Source organism: Enterobacter sp. NFIX59 (assembly GCF_900113755.1).
GTDB classification, from domain to species: domain Bacteria; phylum Pseudomonadota; class Gammaproteobacteria; order Enterobacterales; family Enterobacteriaceae; genus Enterobacter; species Enterobacter pseudoroggenkampii.
In genome coordinates this window covers 16,364-36,446 of sequence record NZ_FOQN01000005.1, presented here as the reverse complement: position 1 = coordinate 36,446, position 20,083 = coordinate 16,364, and the positions used below count along the sequence as shown (strand labels likewise).

At 57.5% G+C, this 20,083-nt stretch carries 14 protein-coding genes; 6 read left to right on the top strand and 8 right to left on the bottom strand.

Translation table 11 applies throughout. The annotated features are described in order from the left end of the window. Window positions 1-100: 100 nt before the first annotated feature. Window positions 101-640, top strand: a complete 540-nt coding sequence (locus BM007_RS16760) for a YfaZ family outer membrane protein (protein WP_024908211.1) — start codon at window positions 101-103, stop codon at window positions 638-640. 93 nt (window positions 641-733) lie between these two features. Continuing rightward, the gene (locus BM007_RS16755; protein ID WP_024908210.1) at window positions 734-1,933 is read left to right on the top strand and encodes a nicotinamide mononucleotide deamidase-related protein YfaY; all 1,200 of its coding nucleotides are present in this window, start codon (window positions 734-736) and stop codon (window positions 1,931-1,933) included. Between the two features lie 33 nt (window positions 1,934-1,966). Here the strand turns inward: BM007_RS16755 and glpC are convergent, their stop codons facing one another. From glpC to glpA, 3 genes are read right to left on the bottom strand one after another with little or no spacing between them, the layout of a single operon-like run. Then, the gene (glpC, locus tag BM007_RS16750) at window positions 1,967-3,157 is read right to left on the bottom strand and encodes an anaerobic glycerol-3-phosphate dehydrogenase subunit GlpC (protein ID WP_061714727.1); all 1,191 of its coding nucleotides are present in this window, start codon (window positions 3,155-3,157) and stop codon (window positions 1,967-1,969) included. Beyond that, window positions 3,154-4,371, bottom strand: a complete 1,218-nt coding sequence (glpB, locus tag BM007_RS16745; RefSeq protein ID WP_024908208.1) for a glycerol-3-phosphate dehydrogenase subunit GlpB — start codon at window positions 4,369-4,371, stop codon at window positions 3,154-3,156. The genes glpC and glpB overlap by 4 nt, the downstream gene beginning before the upstream one ends. Continuing rightward, window positions 4,361-5,989: an anaerobic glycerol-3-phosphate dehydrogenase subunit A gene (glpA, locus tag BM007_RS16740; protein WP_048992454.1), complete on the bottom strand. Its 1,629-nt coding sequence runs from the start codon at window positions 5,987-5,989 to the stop codon at window positions 4,361-4,363. The genes glpB and glpA overlap by 11 nt, the downstream gene beginning before the upstream one ends. A 251-nt stretch (window positions 5,990-6,240) precedes the next feature. Between glpA and glpT the strand changes: the two genes are divergently transcribed. Continuing rightward, the gene (glpT, locus tag BM007_RS16735; RefSeq protein WP_024908206.1) at window positions 6,241-7,593 is read left to right on the top strand and encodes a glycerol-3-phosphate transporter; all 1,353 of its coding nucleotides are present in this window, start codon (window positions 6,241-6,243) and stop codon (window positions 7,591-7,593) included. Between the two features lie 11 nt (window positions 7,594-7,604). Continuing rightward, window positions 7,605-8,663 (top strand): glycerophosphodiester phosphodiesterase, encoded by a 1,059-nt coding sequence (glpQ, locus tag BM007_RS16730; protein ID WP_090419931.1) that lies wholly within the window; start codon window positions 7,605-7,607, stop codon window positions 8,661-8,663. A 99-nt stretch (window positions 8,664-8,762) separates the two neighbouring features. Here the strand turns inward: glpQ and yfaE are convergent, their stop codons facing one another. The 4 genes from yfaE to ubiG all read right to left on the bottom strand — a co-directional run bounded on the left by yfaE (window position 8,763) and on the right by ubiG (window position 13,563). Beyond that, complete coding sequence (yfaE, locus tag BM007_RS16725) at window positions 8,763-9,017, bottom strand: class I ribonucleotide reductase maintenance protein YfaE (protein WP_023325749.1); 255 nt, start codon at window positions 9,015-9,017, stop codon at window positions 8,763-8,765. Then, on the bottom strand, window positions 9,017-10,147 hold the full coding sequence (nrdB, locus tag BM007_RS16720) for a class Ia ribonucleoside-diphosphate reductase subunit beta (RefSeq protein WP_023312514.1): 1,131 nt from the start codon (window positions 10,145-10,147) through the stop codon (window positions 9,017-9,019). Before nrdB ends, yfaE begins: the two co-directional genes overlap by 1 nt. Window positions 10,148-10,201: 54 nt before the next feature. Next, complete coding sequence (gene nrdA, locus BM007_RS16715; RefSeq protein ID WP_032646595.1) at window positions 10,202-12,487, bottom strand: class 1a ribonucleoside-diphosphate reductase subunit alpha; 2,286 nt, start codon at window positions 12,485-12,487, stop codon at window positions 10,202-10,204. Between the two features lie 347 nt (window positions 12,488-12,834). Then, window positions 12,835-13,563, bottom strand: coding sequence for a bifunctional 2-polyprenyl-6-hydroxyphenol methylase/3-demethylubiquinol 3-O-methyltransferase UbiG (ubiG, locus tag BM007_RS16710; protein WP_024908203.1), 729 nt, complete (start codon window positions 13,561-13,563; stop codon window positions 12,835-12,837). Window positions 13,564-13,709: 146 nt separating this feature from the next. Here ubiG and gyrA point away from each other — a divergent pair, with 146 nt between their 5' ends. Next, the gene (gene gyrA, locus BM007_RS16705) at window positions 13,710-16,346 is read left to right on the top strand and encodes a DNA topoisomerase (ATP-hydrolyzing) subunit A (RefSeq protein WP_024908202.1); all 2,637 of its coding nucleotides are present in this window, start codon (window positions 13,710-13,712) and stop codon (window positions 16,344-16,346) included. A 138-nt stretch (window positions 16,347-16,484) separates the two neighbouring features. Further along, a complete protein-coding gene (gene rcsC, locus BM007_RS16700; protein WP_090419928.1) occupies window positions 16,485-19,331 on the top strand; it encodes a two-component system sensor histidine kinase RcsC in 2,847 nt (948 codons plus the stop codon). 89 nt (window positions 19,332-19,420) lie between these two features. Here the strand turns inward: rcsC and rcsB are convergent, their stop codons facing one another. Continuing rightward, window positions 19,421-20,071: a response regulator transcription factor RcsB gene (gene rcsB / locus BM007_RS16695; protein WP_003859405.1), complete on the bottom strand. Its 651-nt coding sequence runs from the start codon at window positions 20,069-20,071 to the stop codon at window positions 19,421-19,423. Window positions 20,072-20,083: the final 12 nt, after the last annotated feature.

The window sequence follows — 20,083 nt, the reverse complement described above, 5'->3', positions numbered from 1 at the left end:
TACTGACCGGCCGCACGCAGAGTGCTTGATCCCCGGGAGACTCCGGTTAAAATCTCGCGGTTTTGGGACTTCTTTATAATAATTGTGCGGGATCACGACAATGAAAAAAGTGGCATTACTGGGCTTCGGCCTGATGGTTGTATCGGCGGCGGCGAACGCCATCAGCATTAACGGCTCGGCGGGTCAGGATTATACCCACCTGGGCTTTGGCATGGGTACCGAGACATCCGGTCTGGCGATGACCGGCGGCTGGACGCATAACGATGACGACGGCGACGCGGCCAGCCTCGGCCTGGGTCTCAACGTTCCTCTTGGCCCGTTCCTGGCCACCGTTGGCGGTAAAGGTATCTATACCAACCCAAATGACGGTGATGAAGGGTACGCGGCGGCAGTGGGTGGCGGCCTGCAGTGGAAAATTGGCGACAGCTTCGGCCTGTTTGGTGAGTACTACTATTCGCCGGACTCCCTCTCCAGCGGTATCGAAAGTTATGAAGAGGCCAACGCCGGTGCGCGCTGGACCATCATGCGTCCGATTACCATCGAAGCTGGCTATCGCTATCTGAACCTGGCCGGTAAAGACGGCAACCGTGACAATGCGCTGGCCGACGGCCCGTACGTGGGCGTTAGCGCAGGCTTCTAATCACTCCGGCGCGGCGTTCTGTCGCGCCAGTTTCTCTCTTCTCCCCCCCGCGTTTGCGCTATAGTGTTTTGACCATATAAGCGGGAGAACATAATGATTAACGTGGAGATGTTATCCACCGGCGACGAAGTGCTGCATGGACAAATTATTGATACCAATGCTGCCTGGCTGGCCGATCTTTTCTTTGAGCAAGGATTACCGTTAACGCGCCGCAATACCGTAGGCGACAATCTTGAGTCGCTGGTCGCTATTCTGCGTGAGCGCAGCGAGCACTGCGACGTGCTGATTGTGAACGGCGGACTCGGCCCCACCGGTGACGATCTCAGCGCCCTGGCCGCCGCGACCGCAAAAGGCGAAGGGCTGGTGCTGCACGAGGCGTGGCTTTCGCAGATGGAGCGCTTTTTCTCCGAACGTGGCCGCGTCATGGCCCCAAGCAACCGCAAACAGGCTGAAATTCCCGCCAGTGCTGAACTGGTCGATAACCCGGTGGGTACCGCGTGCGGGTTTGCTATGCAGCTGAACCGCTGCCTGATGTTCTTTACGCCGGGTGTGCCCTCAGAATTTAAAGTGATGGTTGAGCAGCAGATCCTGCCGCGCCTTCGCGATCGTTTTACCCTGCCTGAACCGCCGCTGTGCCTGCGTCTGACCACCTTTGGCCGCTCGGAAAGCGATCTGGCCCAGAGCCTCGATCATCTTCCGCTGCCGCCAGGCGTGTCCATGGGCTATCGCTCCTCCATGCCGATCATTGAACTTAAGCTGACAGGCCCGGCCGAACAGAAAGAGGCGATGCTGGCCCTGTGGCCCGAGGTGCAGCGCGTGGCGGGCGAAAGCCTGATCTTTGAAGGGACGGAAGGGTTGCCCGCGCAGATTGCGACGCATCTACAGGCGCGTCAGCTGAGCGTGACCTTAAGCGAGCAGTTCACCGGTGGCCTGCTGGCGCTGCAGCTGTCGCGCGTCAACGCGCCGCTGCTGGCCAGCGAAGTGGTGCCGTTCCAGCAGGAGACTCTCGCGCAAACCGCCCGCTGGGCGTCCGAGAGAAGGGTGAAGCATTTTGCCGGTCTGGCGCTGTTTGTCGGGGGGCTGGACGAGGAATACCTTAACTTCGCGCTGGCGACGCCGGAAGGCACCTGGGCGCTGCGGGTTAAAATGAGCATCACCCGCCACAGCCTGGCGGTGCGTCAGGAGGTTTGCGCGATGATGGCGTTGAACATGCTGCGCCGCTGGCTGAATGGCAAAGAGGTTGCCAGCGAGCACGGCTGGATCCATGTGGTCGAGTCGCTGTTCATCGAGTAAAACCTGTGCCGGGGCCTTTCGCCCCGGCACTGTTCAGCCCAGCGCCTTCGCCAGCAGGGTAATCGGATGTTCACAGCGCTTGCTGGTGGACATTTCAATCTGCCACTTGCAGGTTTCGCAGTCCGTTACCACGATATCCGCGCCGCTCTCTTCAATCTGACGGAACAGCGGGGCGCCAATTGCCTGTGACGTTTCGTAGTTTTCACGCTTAAAGCCGTAGGTCCCCGCAATCCCGCAGCAGCGCGAATCCAGCACCGTCAGCTCCAGGCCTGGAATAAGCCGCAGCAGCTCAAGCGTATAGAGCGACCAGCCCATTTTTTCCATGTGACACGGCGTGTGATAGACCACTTTCAGCGGCAATTTTCCCAGCGGCAGCGTCTGCCCGCTATCCAGTTTGCGCCACAGGAAGCGCGTCGCCAGCTCGATGTGCTCGCGCAGGCCGGTGTTATCCACGTCCAGCAGATGCGGATACTCATCGCGAAGGGTGAAGGTACAGGTGGACGAGGTCGCCAGCACCGGAATACCTTTATCGACAATGGCTTCGCGCAGAGAGGTGACATTGCTTTGAGCCTGCCTGCGCGCTTTATCGGTAAACCCGTTGGCAATTAGCGGTACGCCGCAGCACTTCTCTTTGTTCAGTAACTGAACGCCCGTGCCCATGGCGTTCAGCACCTTCAGCAGGTCTTTACCCAGCTGCGGGTGGTTGTAGTTCACATAGCAGCCGTGGAAAAAGGCCACCTGGTCGGCGTACTGCGCCTGTTGCGCCGCGACGGATTTGTACCAGCGGCGGAAGGTGCCGTGAGAATATTTCGGCAGGCTGCGGTGATGGTCTATCTTCAGCGTGGCATCCAGCAGCTGACGCACCGGTTTGAGAGCGGTCGCGGCATTCACGATGGGGGCAAAGGGCGTCGAGACGCTGCCCATCAGATCGGTGTGGCTCAGGATCGCATCGCGCAGTGTCGGTTTTTGCGTGCTGTAGCGCGCCCGGGCGCGCTGAATGATATCGCCGATTTTCACATCCGACGGGCAGGCGACTTCGCAGCGTTTGCAGTTAATGCAGTATTTCAGCGCTTCATCGTACAGCTTGCCGTCCTTCAGGCGCAGGCGCTCGCCGTCCGGCCCGGCCTGCTTTGGTCCGGGATAGCGTGGGTTAACGCCGCTGACCGGGCAGACGGTGGTACACACCGTGCATTTGATGCAGCTTTCAAAACGGGTGTCGTTCATTGTTCAGCCTCCGTGCGCTGGCTAATCTGCTCTGCCACATACAGCGCCGTGACGGCGCAGACCCCGCCACCGCATCCCTGGGCAATGGGATCGTACCCGCCCAGCAGCGAGCCGATGGCAAAGAGATTCCTGACGGGTTTACCGGAAAGCTGCGGATGCAGCTGGTTATCGACAATCACGCCGAACTGTTGCCAGGGCTGCGGCGAGAAGAAATCACTCTGATACCAGTCCGCGCGTGAGGCACGCTGGCGAACATCCAGCCCCATAATGGCTTCCCGGATGCCCTCCCGGCTGCTCAGCAGTCCGTTGCTGAAGAAGCTGCCGCTTGCCAGCACCGTATAGCGGGCGCGAAGCGGAATATCGTCGTGGTTGCGCGTCCAGATTTCGCTCACCGCGCCGTCGGTCAGGGTGATTTTTTTCACCTCATCACCCGCCATCCACACGCCGCCCTGCGCGACAAACTGACGCTGGAGCTGGGTATGCAGGCGAATGCCCGGCACGGACGGGGGTAGCGTGGGCAGCAGGCCGAGCGAGCAGGGCAGACGATCCGAGAGCCAGCGCCAGAGTCGGTTGTCGCGTAAACCGAAGCAGGCGGGCATCAGCAGGGCATCGCAGGTTTCGCCGAGCGGCCTGAGCGCGTCATACAGCAGCGGCCATTTGTCCTCGTTATCAAGAAAACGGGCGATATTCACCGCGCGAAACTCGCTCGGGTTATCGCGCAGGACATCAAGCTCGGGCAGCTCTATCTCTGCCGTTTCCGCGTTAACACCCTGGCGACAGAGCGACGCCGCTGCGAGATGGGGCTGGAAATCCAGAAAGCCGCTAATCCCTACCACCCGCACACGTCCCGCGCGAATGGGGGCAATGGGCACCTCCTCCGGGCTGAGCCACGCGGAACGCAGGGTGCCGAGCGGCGTAACGCGCTGGTGATTGAGCCGGGCGCTGCCCTGCAGACGTGCGCCGCAGTCCGCCAGCAGCGCTTCGGTTTCCAGCGCAAAGCGGTCAATATGCTGCGCGCCAATCAGGTGATACGGGTGTTCCGGCGGCAGCTTATCGCGGTACGCTTCGTCCACCAGATCCAGCGAGCCCGACGAGAAGTGCAGGGCGCTCTGGCCCCGGGTGATAATGGCGCAGCGCAGCCCCTGCTTCGTGAGTTTGATGCCGCAGAGCAGGCCTGCCAGCCCGCCGCCGACGATGACGGTATCAAATTTCATCGCGTTGCTCCTTCTCAAGACCGCAAAGCCCCTGGTAGACCCAGCGGGTAAATTCGCTTTCGCGCAGGGCATCGCCCCAGGCGACAGGCTGAATGCCTTTCCAGCGCTCGTTTAAAAACGCGCTGAGCTGATCGAGCGACTGGGTGGCGGTGGTGGTGTGAAAACGCTGCAGCAGACCGGCGGCACGACAGGCGCACAGCTCGCCCTGACAGGTGCCCATTCCGACGCGGGTGCGGCGGCGAAGATCGAGCAGGCTGTTGACCGTCAGATTCTCCACTGCGTACTGCACCTCACCGGCGGTGACGGCTTCGCACTCGCACACCAGGCTGCGGCTCAGTCGTCCTTCACCGAGCCACTGTGGCGTTCTGTCGCCGTGGCGGTAAATAGCGGACCCGCGCAGCGGCGCGGGCAGGGAGATAATTTTTTGCAGCGTCTTCTCGGTGGACTGACGCGAGCCGGGCAGGGCTTGTTCTGCCGTCACGCACCGTTCGGTATTGCCCAGCTTGCGGCAGACGGCATCGGTCGCCCACTCGGCCATCAGGCGGTAGGTCATCAGCTTGCCGCCGGTGATGGTGATAAACCCGTCCATGCCGTCGCGTTCGGCGTGATCGAGCAGCACGATGCCCCGGCTGACGTTACGTCCGCTCGGGTCGTTGTCGCTGGCGACCAGCGGACGCACGCCCGCGTAGGCGCGAAGAATACGCGTCTGGGCCATCACCGGCGCCAGTTTTTCCCCTTCGCGCAGCAGGATGTCCACCTCTTCAGCAGTGACGCGGTTGTAGTCAATCTCACTGTAGTCCACGTGGGTTGAGGTCGTCCCGATTAACGAAATGGTATCTCCCGGCACGAGGATATCGGCGTCAGACGGTTTGCGGCAGCGGTTGATCACGTGGTTATTGATGCGGTGGTCTAGGATCAGCAGCGAGCCTTTCGCCGGGAACATGCGCACCGACAGGTCCGCGTATTCCGCAATCCGCTGCCCCCAGATCCCCGCCGCGTTGACCACAACGGCGGCATACAGCTCGCTGTGTTCGTTATATTGCGTATCAAGGATCCGCACGCCGCAGATACGATGGCCTTCGCGGATAAGCCCGGTCACTTCATGCCCGGTCAGGATGTGCGCGCCATGCTCGCGGGCGTCCAGCATATTGGCGGCGGTCAGGCGGAACGGATCGACGGTGCCGTCAGGGACCTTCACCGCGCCGATAAGCGCCGGGTTAACCGACGGTTCCAGCCACCGCGCCAGCGCCGGATCCAGGGCCTCAGCCTGAATGCCCGCGGCGCTGCAGGCGGTAATAAAGGTGTCCTGAAAGGCGAGATCATCTTCGGGAAGGGTAATAAAGAGGCCGTCGGTCGGCTCAATGCAGTGGCGGGCGATACGCTTGAGGATCTGGTTTTCAGCAATACATTCGCGCGCGGATTCAGCGTCGGTGACCGCATACCGCGCGCCGCTGTGCAGCAGGCCGTGGTTACGCCCGGTTGCGCCCGTAGCGATATCATGGCGTTCCAGAAGCGTGACGCTCAGGCCGCGAAGGGCGCAATCGCGTGCGATCCCGGCGCCGGTTGCGCCACCGCCAATGATTATCACATCGCTGTAGCGAGGATCGTGAATGGTCATTGTTTACCCTCTATGTTCGTTTTTTATCATTTAGCCATATTAATTTTGTGGTTTGTTTGATTTCGAACATAAACGCGCGGAATTCGAAAGTGAAACGTGATTTCATGCGCTTTTTTGCGCATTCTGTCATATTTCTGTAACAATCTGTGCGTTGATTCACAGTAACAATCACCGTGATTTCTTAACATACCCGCCTCTGGAATTCAGGTGCGAGCCACCTGCTCATTCATTTCAAGGCCACGGAGGCTGTTATGCTCAGTATCTTCAAACCTGCGCCCCACAGGGCGCGTCTGCCAGAGGCAGAAATAGATCCGCTCTATCGCCGTCTGCGTTGGCAAATCTTCCTGGGGATCTTCTTCGGGTACGCGGCGTACTACCTTGTACGTAAAAACTTCGCGCTCGCCATGCCGTATCTGGTGGAGCAGGGCTTTTCCCGCGGCGATCTGGGGTTCGCGCTGTCGGGGATCTCCATCGCCTACGGTTTTTCCAAATTCATCATGGGCTCCGTGTCGGATCGCTCGAATCCGCGCGTGTTCCTGCCCGCCGGTCTGATCCTGGCGGCCGCGGTGATGCTGTTCATGGGCTTTGTGCCGTGGGCAACCTCCAGCATTGCCATCATGTTCGTGCTGCTGTTCCTCTGCGGCTGGTTCCAGGGGATGGGGTGGCCGCCGTGCGGACGCACCATGGTGCACTGGTGGTCGCAGAAGGAGCGCGGCGGCATCGTGTCGGTGTGGAACTGTGCCCATAACGTGGGTGGCGGTATTCCGCCGCTGCTGTTCCTGCTGGGGATGGCCTGGTTCAACGACTGGCACGCTGCGCTGTATATGCCTGCCTTTGGCGCCATCGTGGTGGCGATTTTCGCTTTCGCGCTGATGCGTGATACGCCTCAGTCCTGCGGCCTGCCGCCGATTGAAGAGTACAAAAACGACTATCCGGATGATTACAGCAAGGAGCACGAAGAGGAGCTGACCGCAAAACAGATCTTCATGAAGTACGTCCTGCCGAACAAGCTGCTGTGGTACATCGCGGTGGCGAACGTGTTCGTTTACCTGCTGCGCTACGGCATCCTCGACTGGTCGCCAACCTACCTGAAAGAGGTGAAGCACTTCGCGCTGGATAAATCCTCCTGGGCGTACTTCCTGTATGAATACGCCGGGATCCCAGGCACGCTGCTTTGCGGCTGGATGTCGGACAAGGTGTTTAAGGGTAACCGCGGTGCGACGGGCGTCTTCTTTATGACCCTGGTGACCATCGCGACGGTTGTTTACTGGCTTAACCCGCCGGGCAATCCATCAGTAGACATGGCCTGCATGATCGTCATCGGCTTCCTGATTTACGGTCCGGTAATGCTGATCGGCCTGCATGCGCTGGAGCTGGCGCCGAAAAAAGCGGCGGGCACGGCGGCAGGCTTTACCGGCCTGTTCGGTTACCTCGGCGGTTCGGTCGCGGCGAGCGCCATTGTGGGCTACACCGTTGATTTCTTCGGCTGGGACGGCGGCTTTATGGTGATGATCGGCGGTAGCGTGCTGGCGGTACTGCTGCTGATTGTTGTGATGATCGGTGAGAAACGTCACCACGCGGAAGTGCTGGCACGTCGTCAATAAGGAGCTTTACGATGAAATTAACTCAGTTAGCGACAGGCCTGCTGCTGGCGGGCCTGATGACAGGCTCCGCGCTGGCGGCGGATAAAATCGTTATTGCCCACCGTGGCGCGAGTGGCTATCTGCCGGAGCATACGCTGCCGGCGAAAGCGATGGCCTATGCGCAGGGCGCGGATTACCTCGAGCAGGATCTGGTGATGACGAAGGACGACCAGCTGGTTGTCCTGCATGACCACTATCTGGACCGCGTGACGGACGTGGCGGAGCGTTTCCCGGACCGCGCGCGAAAAGATGGCCGCTACTACGCCATTGATTTCACCCTGGCGGAGATCCGTTCCCTGAAGTTTACCGAAGGCTTCGAGATTGAAAACGGCAAGAAAGTGCAGGTCTATCCGGGACGTTTCCCGATGGGCAAATCTGACTTCCGCATTCATACCTTCCAGGAAGAGATTGAGTTTGTTCAGGGGCTGAACCACTCAACCGGTAAAAATATCGGTATCTACCCGGAGATCAAAGCGCCGTGGTTCCACCATCAGGAAGGAAAAGACATTGCCGCAAAGACGCTGGAGGTGCTGAAGCAGTACGGCTACACCAGCAAGAAGGACAAAGTCTACCTGCAGTGTTTTGATGCCGCCGAGCTGAAGCGCATCAAAACCGAGCTGGAGCCGAAGATGGGCATGAACCTCAACCTGGTGCAGCTGATTGCCTACACTGACTGGAATGAAACTCAGGAGAAACAGCCGGACGGGAAGTGGGTTAACTACAACTACGACTGGATGTTTAAGCCGGGCGCGATGAAGCAGATTGCGCAGTACGCCGACGGCATCGGGCCGGATTATCACATGCTGGTGGCGGAGGGCTCAGCGCCGGGCCACGTGAAGCTGACGGCGATGGTGAAAGAGGCGCACGACAGCAAGATGCAGGTGCATCCGTATACCGTGCGTGCAGACCAGCTGCCGCCGTATGCCACGAATGTGAATCAGCTTTATGAGGTGTTGTATAACCAGGCGGACGTGGACGGACTGTTTACGGATTTCCCGGATAAAGCGGTTGAATTCATTCACCGGAAGTAGGTTTTGTAGGTCGGGTAAGGCGAGGCCGACACCCGACAATCAGGCTCTGCGGCCTGATGCCCTTATTCCCTCTCCCACAGGGAGAGGGAATAAGGGCAATCACATCTCGATTTCGATATCGCCTTTTGCCCGGCAGCAGCAGGGCAAAATTTCCCCTTCGTTGATAAAGGCCAGCGGCTCGGTCAGCCAGTCTACCTGGCCTGCGACCAGACGGCAGCGGCAGGAGCCGCAGTAGCCGGAACGACACTGGTACTCTACTTCTACCTGATGCGCCTCAAGCGCCACCAGCAGAGAAGGGTGCTCCTCCCGACACAGTACCTCAGTGCCGGAAAGACTTAACGTGACGCGTGGCATCAGAGCTGGAAGTTGCTCAGGTCGTCAGTGTTGACTTCAGAATCAATCTGACCGACCAGATAAGAGCTCACTTCCACTTCCTGCGGCGCAACCTGCACGTTATCGGACACCAGCCAGGTGTTGATCCACGGGATTGGGTTAGAGCGCGTCTGGAACGGCAGGTCGAGACCGACAGCCTGCATGCGGATGTTGGTGATGTACTCAACGTACTGGCACAGGATGTCTTTGTTCAGGCCAATCATGGAGCCGTCGCGGAACAGGTAATCTGCCCACTCTTTCTCCTGCTGAGCCGCCAGTACGAACAGGTCGTAGCACTCCTGCTTGCACTCTTCGGCGATTTCCGCCATCTCCGGATCGTCCGTACCGCTGCGCAGCAGGTTCAGCATGTGCTGGGTACCGGTCAGGTGCAGGGCTTCATCGCGGGCAATCAGACGGATGATTTTGGCGTTGCCTTCCATCAGCTTGCGCTCGGCAAAGGCGAAGGAGCAGGCGAAGCTCACGTAGAAGCGGATCGCTTCCAGCGCGTTGACGCTCATCAGGCACAGGTACAGCTGCTTTTTCAGCGCGCGCAGGTTTACGGTGATGGTTTTACCGTTCACATTGTGGGTGCCTTCGCCCAGCAGATGCCAGTAGCTGGTCATCTCGATCAGCTCGTCGTAGTAATGGGCAATGCCTTCCGCGCGCTTCTGGATCTGCTCGTTGGTGACGATATCGTCAAACACCACCGCCGGATCGTTCACGATGTTGCGGATGATGTGGGTGTAAGAGCGGGAGTGGATCGTCTCGGAGAACGCCCAGGTTTCCACCCAGGTTTCCAGCTCTGGAATGGAGATCAGCGGCAGCAGCGCCACGTTCGGGCTACGGCCCTGAATAGAGTCCAGCAGCGTCTGGTACTTCAGGTTGCTGATGAAGATATGCTTTTCGTGATCCGGCAGCGACTGGTAATCAATACGGTCGCGGGAAACGTCCACTTCTTCCGGGCGCCAGAAGAAGGAGAGTTGCTTTTCGATCAGCTTTTCGAAGATGTCATATTTTTGCTGATCGTAGCGTGCCACGTTGACCGGCTGGCCGAAGAACATCGGCTCTTTGAGCTGGTCGTTTTTCGTCTGTGAAAAGGTGGTATATGCCATGAGTGTGTCCTAAAAACGTAGGCCGGGTAAGCGTAGCGCCACCCGGCATTTACATTAGATCTTACATGCGCCGCTTTCGCAGCCATCGTCCTGAATTGACGGAACCAGGTCGTCCTGCGCGTCTTCCGCACCGTCACGGGTGTTGTGATAGTACAGCGTTTTCACGCCAAACTTGTAGGCGGTGAGCAGGTCTTTCAGCAATTGCTGCATCGGAACCTTGCCTGACGGGAAGCGCGTCGGGTCATAGTTGGTATTGGCAGAGATCGACTGGTCGATAAACTTCTGCATGATACCCACCAGCTGCAGGTAGCCGTCGTTGTTTGGCATTTCCCACAGCAGCTCGTAGTTGTTGCCCAGCGTTTCGTAGTCCGGTACGACCTGACGCAGCACGCCGTCTTTCGACGCTTTGATGCTGACGTGGCCGCGCGGCGGTTCGATACCGTTGGTGGCGTTAGAGATCTGCGAAGAGGTCTCGGACGGCATCAGGGCAGAAAGCGTTGAGTTACGCAGTCCGTGAGTCTTGATGGACTCGCGCAGCCCTTCCCAGTCGAGATGCAGCGGCTCGCTGACGATCGCATCCAGGTCTTTTTTGTAGGTGTCGATCGGCAGAATGCCTTTCGCGTAGGTGGTTTCGTTGAACCACGGGCACGCGCCTTGCTCTTTCGCCAGCTCGTTAGAGGCTTTCATCAGATAGTACTGAATGGCTTCGAACGTCTGGTGCGTCAGGTTGTTAGCGCTGCCGTCGGAGTAACGCTTGCCGTTTTTCGCCAGCCAGTAGGCGAAGTTGATCACGCCGATACCCAGGGTACGGCGGCCCATCGCACCGCGTTTCGCTGCCGGGATTGGGTAATCCTGGTAGTCCAGCAGGGCGTCGAGGGCACGAACCGCCAGCACGGCCAGCTCTTCCAGCTCGTCCAGGCTTTTAATCGCGCCCAAGTTGAACGCGGACAGCGTACACAGCGCGATTTCGCCGTTTTCGTCGTTCACGTCTTCCAGCGGTTTGGTCGGCAGAGCGATCTCCAGGCACAGGTTAGACTGGCGCACTGGTGCAACAACCGGGTCAAACGGGCTGTGGGTGTTGCAGTGGTCAACGTTCTGGATGTAGATACGGCCCGTAGAGGCACGTTCCTGCATCATCAGGGAGAACAGGTCTACCGCCTTCACGCGCTGCTTGCGGATGCTGTCGTCTTTTTCATATTTGGTGTACAGACGCTCGAACTCGTCCTGATCGGCGAAGAACGCGTCATACAGGCCTGGAACGTCGGACGGGCTGAACAGGGTGATGTCTTCACCTTTCAGCAGACGGGTGTACATCAGCTTGTTGATCTGCACGCCGTAGTCCATGTGACGTACGCGGTTGCCTTCGACACCACGGTTGTTTTTCAGAACCAGCAGGCTCTCCACTTCCAGGTGCCACATCGGGTAGAACAGGGTCGCAGCACCGCCGCGCACGCCGCCCTGAGAGCAGGATTTTACTGCCGTCTGGAAGTGCTTATAGAACGGGATACAGCCGGTGTGGAACGCTTCACCGCCGCGAATCGGGCTGCCCAGCGCACGGATGCGTCCGGCGTTGATGCCGATACCGGCACGCTGGGAAACGTATTTCACGATGGCGCTGGAGGTGGCGTTGATGGAATCCAGGCTGTCACCACACTCGATCAGGACGCAGGAGCTGAACTGACGGGTAGGGGTGCGCACGCCAGACATGATTGGCGTCGGCAGAGAAATTTTGAACGTTGATACCGCATCGTAGAAACGCTTCACGTAATCCAGACGGGTATCACGCGGGTAGTTAGAGAACAGGCAGGCGGCCACCAGAATGTAGAGGAACTGGGCGCTTTCGTAGATCTCACCGGTTACACGGTTCTGAACCAGGTATTTGCCTTCGAGCTGCTTCACCGCCGCGTAGGAGAAGTTCATGTCGCGCCAGTGATCGATAAACCCGTTCATCTGCTCGAACTCTTCTTCCGTATAGTCTTCCAGCAGATGCGTGTCGTATTTGCCCAGCTCAACCATTTTCACCACGTGATCGTAAAGCTTCGGCGGCTCAAACTGGCCGTAGGCTTTTTTACGTAGGTGGAAAATCGCCAGACGTGCAGCGAGGTACTGATAATCCGGTGCTTCGCGGGAGATGAGGTCAGCCGCTGCTTTAATGATCGTTTCGTGGATATCAGACGTTTTGATGCCGTCGTAGAACTGAATGTGGGAACGCAGTTCAACCTGGGAGATAGATACGTTGTTCAGTCCTTCTGCTGCCCAGTCGAGAACTCGATGGATTTTGTCCAGATTGATACGCTCGGTAGTACCGTCGCGCTTTGTCACCAGCAGACTCTGATTCATGTGGGTTTTACCTGTCCGTGAAATAAAAAATATCCCCCGCTTATCCACAGATCCGTCTTGTGACTAACTCTGTGGATAAATACTACATATAGGGGGTTTGCGATAAGAAAAACGCTATATGGTGAGTATTCTAGTATCGAATCTTTTCAGCACAAGGGTTGATTTTGACGTTAAATTGAGGTTGTGAAAGGGTAAAAAAGGCTAAGTCCTCGTACCGTAAGGCCTGGAAGACATGTCAATAATTAAGAAAAAAAATTCAAAATTTGATCGAGTGCTGATTTCTTCAACGAGAGGTCAGAATTGCGCAACATGATGTCGCGCAATCTTTATAAGAATAACGAATGACGTTAGTCGTTTTTGGCGGTTGTGTGCAACATATAGTTAACATCAACGCCCGGTGCGAGTTTGAATTTATTGGTCAGCGGATTGTAGTGCAGGCCGATGATGTGCTGCTCTTTGAGCCACGTTTGATCAACCCAGCTTAACAGCTCTGCAGGCTTAATGAATTTCTTCACGTCGTGGGTCCCTTTCGGCACCATGCGCAGCACATACTCCGCGCCGACGACGGCCATCAGCCAGGCTTTAGCGTTGCGGTTGAGGGTTGAGAAGAAGACCTGGCCGCCCGGTTTTACCAGTTTTGCACAGGCGTGCACCACCGACTGCGGATCGGGAACGTGCTCCAGCATCTCCATGCAGGTCACCACATCGTACTGATGGGCGTGTTTTGCCGCGTGCTCTTCTACGGTTTCCTGCACGTATTCCACCTGTATACCAGACTCCAGCGCATGAAGGCGGGCCACCTGCAGCGGTTCAAAGCCCATATCCAGGCCCGTAACATTCGCCCCTTCGCGCGCCATGCTTTCCGCCAGGATACCGCCGCCGCAGCCGACGTCGAGCACTTTCTTACCGAACAGACCGCCGGAACGCTCCGCGATATAGCCCAGACGCAGCGGGTTAATACGGTGCAGCGGTTTGAACTCACCTTCGAGATCCCACCAGCGGGACGCCACCGCTTCAAATTTGGCAATCTCTTCGTGGTCAACGTTGTGAACCACCGGGGATTTTTCGGCATTCATGGGCGCTTTTACTCCTTATTTAGCAAGACGAATGAGTATATCAGGCAATCCCCGTGAATAAAGCGTATAGGTTTACCTCAATCACCTCGGCTGTGTTATAATTTGCGACCTTTGAATCCGGGATACAGTAGAGGGATAGCGGTTAGATGAGCGACCTTGCGAGAGAAATTACACCGGTTAACATCGAGGAAGAGCTGAAGAGCTCCTATCTGGACTATGCGATGTCGGTCATTGTTGGCCGTGCGCTGCCGGACGTCCGCGATGGCCTTAAGCCGGTACACCGTCGCGTACTATACGCCATGAACGTATTGGGCAATGACTGGAATAAAGCCTATAAAAAATCTGCCCGCGTCGTCGGTGACGTCATCGGTAAATATCACCCGCATGGTGATACCGCCGTTTATGACACCATCGTTCGTATGGCGCAGCCATTCTCCTTGCGCTACATGCTGGTAGATGGCCAGGGTAACTTTGGTTCAGTCGACGGCGACTCCGCTGCGGCGATGCGTTATACGGAAATCCGTATGTCGAAAATCGCTCATGAGCTGATGGCCGACCTGGAAAAAGAGACCGTTGATTTCGTCGATAACTACGACGGCACCGAGCGCATCCCAGATGTGATGCCCACCAAGATCCCGAACCTGTTGGTTAACGGTTCGTCCGGTATCGCGGTCGGTATGGCAACCAACATTCCGCCGCACAATATCACCGAGGTGATCAACGGCTGCCTGGCCTATATCGACGATGAAGACATCAGCATTGAAGGGCTGATGGAACACATCCCGGGCCCGGACTTCCCGACGGCGGCGATCATCAACGGTCGTCGTGGTATAGAAGAAGCGTACCGCACCGGTCGCGGCAAGATTTACATCCGTGCCCGCGCCGAAGTGGAAGCGGACGCTAAAACCGGCCGTGAAACCATCATTGTTCACGAGATCCCGTATCAGGTGAACAAAGCGCGTCTGATTGAAAAAATCGCCGAGCTGGTAAAAGAAAAACGCGTTGAAGGCATCAGCGCGCTGCGTGACGAGTCTGACAAAGACGGTATGCGCATCGTGATTGAGATTAAACGCGACGCGGTGGGTGAGGTTGTGCTGAACAACCTGTACTCCCAGACTCAGCTTCAGGTCTCCTTCGGTATCAACATGGTTGCACTGCACCATGGTCAGCCGAAGATCATGAACCTGAAAGAGATCCTGAGCGCGTTCGTGCGTCACCGCCGTGAAGTGGTGACCCGCCGTACCATCTTCGAACTGCGCAAAGCGCGCGACCGTGCGCACATCCTTGAAGCGCTGGCGGTTGCGCTGGCCAACATCGACCCGATCATCGAACTGATCCGTCGTGCGCCAACCCCGGCGGAAGCGAAAGCTGCCCTGATTTCCCGTCCGTGGGATCTGGGTAACGTCGCCGCGATGCTGGAACGTGCGGGCGATGACGCAGCGCGTCCTGAGTGGCTGGAACCTGAATTCGGCGTGCGTGACGGTCAGTATTACCTGACTGAACAGCAGGCCCAGGCGATTCTGGATCTGCGTCTGCAGAAACTGACCGGCCTTGAGCATGAAAAACTGCTCGACGAATACAAAGAGCTGCTGGAACAGATTGCTGAGCTGCTGCACATCCTGGGTAGCGCAGAGCGTCTGATGGAAGTGATCCGTGAAGAGCTGGAGCTGGTCCGCGATCAGTTCGGCGACGAGCGCCGGACCGAAATCACCGCGAACAGCTCTGATATCAACATTGAAGATCTGATCAACCGCGAAGACGTGGTGGTTACCCTGTCTCACCAGGGCTATGTGAAGTATCAGCCGCTGACCGACTACGAAGCACAGCGTCGTGGCGGTAAAGGCAAGTCTGCGGCACGTATTAAAGAAGAAGACTTTATTGACCGCCTGCTGGTGGCTAACACCCATGACACGATCCTCTGCTTCTCCAGCCGCGGTCGTCTGTACTGGATGAAAGTCTATCAGCTGCCGGAAGCGAGCCGTGGCGCACGTGGTCGTCCAATCGTTAACCTGCTGCCGCTGGAAGCGGACGAACGTATCACCGCCATCCTGCCGGTACGCGAGTACGAAGAGGGCGTGAACGTCTTTATGGCGACCGCCAGCGGTACCGTGAAGAAAACCGCGCTGACCGAGTTCAGCCGTCCGCGTTCTGCCGGTATTATCGCCGTGAACCTGAACGAAGGCGACGAGCTGATCGGTGTGGATCTGACCTCCGGTTCTGATGAAGTGATGCTGTTCTCTGCGGCCGGTAAAGTGGTGCGCTTTAAAGAGAACGCCGTCCGTGCGATGGGTCGTACCGCGACGGGCGTGCGTGGTATCAAGCTGGCTGGCGAAGACAGCGTGGTTTCTCTGATTATTCCGCGCGGTGAAGGGGCTATCCTGACCGTAACGCAGAATGGTTACGGTAAACGTACGGCGGAAGGGGAATACCCAACCAAGTCTCGCGGCACGCAGGGCGTTATCTCTATCAAAGTTACCGAGCGCAACGGTTCCGTTGTGGGCGCGGTGCAGGTGGACGATGCGGACCAGATCATGATGATCACCGATGCCGGTACGCTGGTGCGTACCCGCGTGTCTGAGATCAGCGTGGTAGGGCGTAATACCCAGGGCGTAATCCTCATCCGTACAGCGGAAGATGAGAACGTGGTGGGTCTGCAGCGTGTTGCTGAGCCGGTGGATGATGAAGAGCTTGATTCCATCGACGGTAGCGTTGCGGAAGGCGATGATGATATCGCGCCGGAAGTCGACACTGACGATGACGCAGCGGATGACGCTGACGAGTAATGTCTTCTGATGCAAAAAAAAAGGGCCGGATTCCGGCCCTTTTCTTTTGCACAAGCAGATAAGTCAACGTTGCGACCTGGCGCGTTTACCGCTACCTTAACCACATTCTTTTGACCCCGACGGCGGAGCCTCGCCCCCTTGAAATACCTCGTCTCCTTTCGTACTACGCTGAAAGTCTCTCGCTATCTGTTTCGGGCGCTGGCGCTCTTGCTTTGGCTGCTGGTGGCCCTGTTCTCGGTGTTTTACATCGTTAACGCGCTGCACCAGAAAGAAGCGGAGATCCGCCAGGAGTTTAACTTAAGCTCCGACCAGGCCCAGCGCTACATTCAGCGAACGTCTGACGTGATGAAGGAGCTGAAGTATATTGCCGAAAATCGTCTGACGGCGGAAAACGGCATCCTTGCGCTTCGCGGGCGTGATGACAAAACCGAAGTCCCGGACTTCCAGCCGCTGTTCCCGGATTCCGATTGCTCCACCATGAGCAATACCTGGCGCGGCTCTCTGGAATCGCTCGCCTGGTTTATGCGCTACTGGCGCGACAATTTCTCCGCCGCCTACGACCTGAACCGTGTCTTCCTGATTGGCAGCGAGAATCTCTGCATGGCTGACTTTGGCCTGCGCGACGTGCCCGTTGAGCGTGACGATGCGCTGAAAAGCCTGCATGAACGTATTGTCAAATACCGCAATGCACCGCAGGACGAGCGCGGCAATAACATCTTCTGGGTGAGCCAGGGCCCACGTCCGGGCGTGGGCTATTTCTACGCCCTGACGCCGGTTTATCTGGGCAATCGCCTGCAGGCGCTGCTGGGGATTGAGCAGACCATTCGCATGGAAAACTTCTTCACCCCGGGCAGCCTGCCCATGGGCGTGACCATTCTGGATGAAAACGGTCATCAGCTGATCTCGCTTGCCGGGCCTGATAACCGTCTAAACGTCGAACCGCACTGGATGCAGGAGCGGTCGTGGTTTGGCTATACCTCAGGTTTCCGCGAGCTGGTGCTGAAGAAGAGCCTGCCGCCTTCGTCGCTCAGTATCGTCTATTCGCTGCCGGTGGATATGGTGCTTGAGCGGATACGCATTCTTATTATGAATGCCATTCTGCTGAACCTGATCGCGGGTGGGGCGCTGTTCACCCTGGCGCGCATGTATGAGCGGAAAATCTTTATTCCTGCCGAGAGCGACGCCCAGCGACTGGAGGAACACGAGCAGTTTAACCGCAAGATTGTTGCCTCGGCGCCGGTGGGGATCTGTATTCTGCGTACCCAGGACGGGACCAATATCCTGAGTAACGAACTGGCACATAACTACCTGAACATGCTGACGCACGAAGACCGGCAGAGGCTGACGCAAATTATCTGCGGTCAGCAGGTTAACTTTGTCGACGTGTTGACGAGTACGCACACCAACCTGCAGATCAGCTTTGTGCATTCCCGCTATCGCAATGAAAACGTGGCGATTTGCGTGCTGGTGGATGTCTCCGCGCGCGTGAAGATGGAAGAGTCCTTGCAGGAGATGGCGCAGGCGGCAGAGCAGGCCAGCCAGTCGAAGTCCATGTTCCTTGCCACCGTCAGCCACGAGCTGCGTACGCCGCTGTACGGGATCATCGGTAACCTCGACCTGCTGCAGACTAAAGAGCTGCCGAAAGGCGTCGACCGGCTGGTGACGGCGATGAACAATTCTTCCAGCCTGCTGCTGAAGATCATCAGCGATATTCTCGACTTCTCTAAAATCGAGTCCGAGCAGCTGAAAATCGAGCCGCGCGAGTTTTCGCCGCGCGAGGTGATGAACCATATCAGCGCCAACTATCTCCCGCTGGTGGTGCGTAAACAGCTGGGGCTCTACTGCTTTATTGAGCCGGACGTGCCTCTGACGCTGCACGGCGATCCGATGCGCCTGCAACAGGTCATCTCTAACCTGCTCAGCAACGCCATTAAATTCACCGATACCGGCTGTATTGTGCTGCACGTCTGCCGGGCGGGGGATTACCTGAGCATTCGCGTGCGCGACACGGGCGTCGGCATCCCGGCGAAGGAGGTGGTTCGTCTGTTCGATCCGTTCTTCCAGGTCGGTACCGGCGTGCAGCGTAACTTCCAGGGAACCGGACTGGGGCTGGCGATTTGTGAGAAGCTCGTCAGCATGATGGACGGTGATATCTCCGTGGATACCGAGCCCGGCATGGGCAGCCAGTTCACCATCCGCATTCCGCTCTATTCGGCGCAGTATCCGGCAAAAGCCACGGTAGACGGGCTGAGCGATAAGCGCTGCTGGCTGGCGGTGCATAACGCCTCGCTGAATGACTATCTGACGGCGCTGCTTGCCCACAGCGGCGTGAGGGTGTGCCGCTATGAAGGTCAAACACCGGACGTGGACGATGTGCTGATCGCCGACGAGATGCCGGAACAGCCGTGGCAGGGGAGAGGGTCAGTGCTCTTCTGCCGTCGCCACATCGGTATCCCGGTTGAGCGTGCGCCAGGAGAATGGGTACACAGTGTCGCCACCCCGCACGAGCTGTTGAGCCTGCTGGCACGCATCTACAAAGTGGAACTGGAAGAGAGCGACGGCGCGGGCGGACTGCCGTCACCGGAGTCTCTGGCGTCGGTGAATGACGATATGATGATTCTGGTGGTGGATGACCATCCGATTAACCGTCGCCTGCTGGCTGACCAGCTTGGATCGCTGGGCTACCAGTGCAAAACCGCCAATGACGGCGTGGATGCGCTGAACGTGCTGAGTAAGAATCATATTGATATCGTGCTGAGCGACGTCAACATGCCTAACATGGACGGCTACCGTCTGACGCAGCGCATCCGACAGCTTGGCCTGACGTTGCCAGTGGTGGGCGTAACGGCGAACGCGCTGGCGGAAGAGAAGCAGCGCTGTCTGGAGTCAGGCATGGACAGCTGTCTGTCGAAACCGGTGACGCTGGACGTGCTGAAGCAGACATTGTCGATTTACGCGGAGCGCGTGAGAAAAACAAGAATATAAAAAAGGCCCGCAAGGGCCTTTTAAGCTTTTCACCCTCTCCCGGTGGGAGAGGGGCGGGGTGAGGGCATCAGGCCGCACACCCGTTGAGATCAATCCTTGTCCGTTGCGCTCAGCGTGACGGAGGAGAGATAGTTCAGCAGTGCAATATCGTTGTCCACGCCCAGTTTCATCATCGCTGATTTCTTCTGGCTGCTGATGGTTTTAATGCTGCGGTTCAGCTTCTTGGCGATCTCGGTCACCAGGAAACCTTCGGCGAACAGGCGCAGAACTTCACTCTCTTTCGGCGACAGGCGTTTGTCACCGTAGCCACCCGCGCTGATTTTTTCCAGCAGACGAGAGACGCTCTCAGGCGTGAACTTCTTGCCTTTCTGTAGCGCAGCAAGCGCTTTTGGCAGATCGGTCGGTGCGCCCTGTTTCAGCACAATCCCTTCGATGTCCAGATCCAGGACCGCGCTCAGGATCGCCGGGTTGTTGTTCATGGTCAGAACAATGATCGAGATATCCGGGAAGTGACGTTTAATATATTTGATGAGCGTGATTCCATCACCGTACTTGTCTCCAGGCATGGAGAGATCGGTAATGAGCACGTGTGCATCAAGCTTTGGGAGGTTATTGATCAGTGCTGTAGAGTCTTCAAATTCACCGACTACATTCACCCACTCGATCTGTTCAAGTGATTTGCGAATACCGAACAGTACAATCGGATGGTCATCGGCAATAATTACGTTCATATTGTTCATGTATAAGGCTAC

Coding starts and splice junctions, on each gene's coding strand:
- BM007_RS16755 (WP_024908210.1), top strand. CDS start 734: ATGATTAACGTGGAGATGTTATCCACCGGCGACGAAGTGCTGCATGGA.
- nrdB (WP_023312514.1), bottom strand. CDS start 10,147: ATGGCATATACCACCTTTTCACAGACGAAAAACGACCAGCTCAAAGAG.
- gyrA (WP_024908202.1), top strand. CDS start 13,710: ATGAGCGACCTTGCGAGAGAAATTACACCGGTTAACATCGAGGAAGAG.
- nrdA (WP_032646595.1), bottom strand. CDS start 12,487: ATGAATCAGAGTCTGCTGGTGACAAAGCGCGACGGTACTACCGAGCGT.
- yfaE (WP_023325749.1), bottom strand. CDS start 9,017: ATGCCACGCGTCACGTTAAGTCTTTCCGGCACTGAGGTACTGTGTCGG.
- glpT (WP_024908206.1), top strand. CDS start 6,241: ATGCTCAGTATCTTCAAACCTGCGCCCCACAGGGCGCGTCTGCCAGAG.
- ubiG (WP_024908203.1), bottom strand. CDS start 13,563: ATGAATGCCGAAAAATCCCCGGTGGTTCACAACGTTGACCACGAAGAG.
- rcsB (WP_003859405.1), bottom strand. CDS start 20,071: ATGAACAATATGAACGTAATTATTGCCGATGACCATCCGATTGTACTG.
- glpB (WP_024908208.1), bottom strand. CDS start 4,371: ATGAAATTTGATACCGTCATCGTCGGCGGCGGGCTGGCAGGCCTGCTC.
- glpQ (WP_090419931.1), top strand. CDS start 7,605: ATGAAATTAACTCAGTTAGCGACAGGCCTGCTGCTGGCGGGCCTGATG.
- glpA (WP_048992454.1), bottom strand. CDS start 5,989: ATGACCATTCACGATCCTCGCTACAGCGATGTGATAATCATTGGCGGT.
- glpC (WP_061714727.1), bottom strand. CDS start 3,157: ATGAACGACACCCGTTTTGAAAGCTGCATCAAATGCACGGTGTGTACC.
- BM007_RS16760 (WP_024908211.1), top strand. CDS start 101: ATGAAAAAAGTGGCATTACTGGGCTTCGGCCTGATGGTTGTATCGGCG.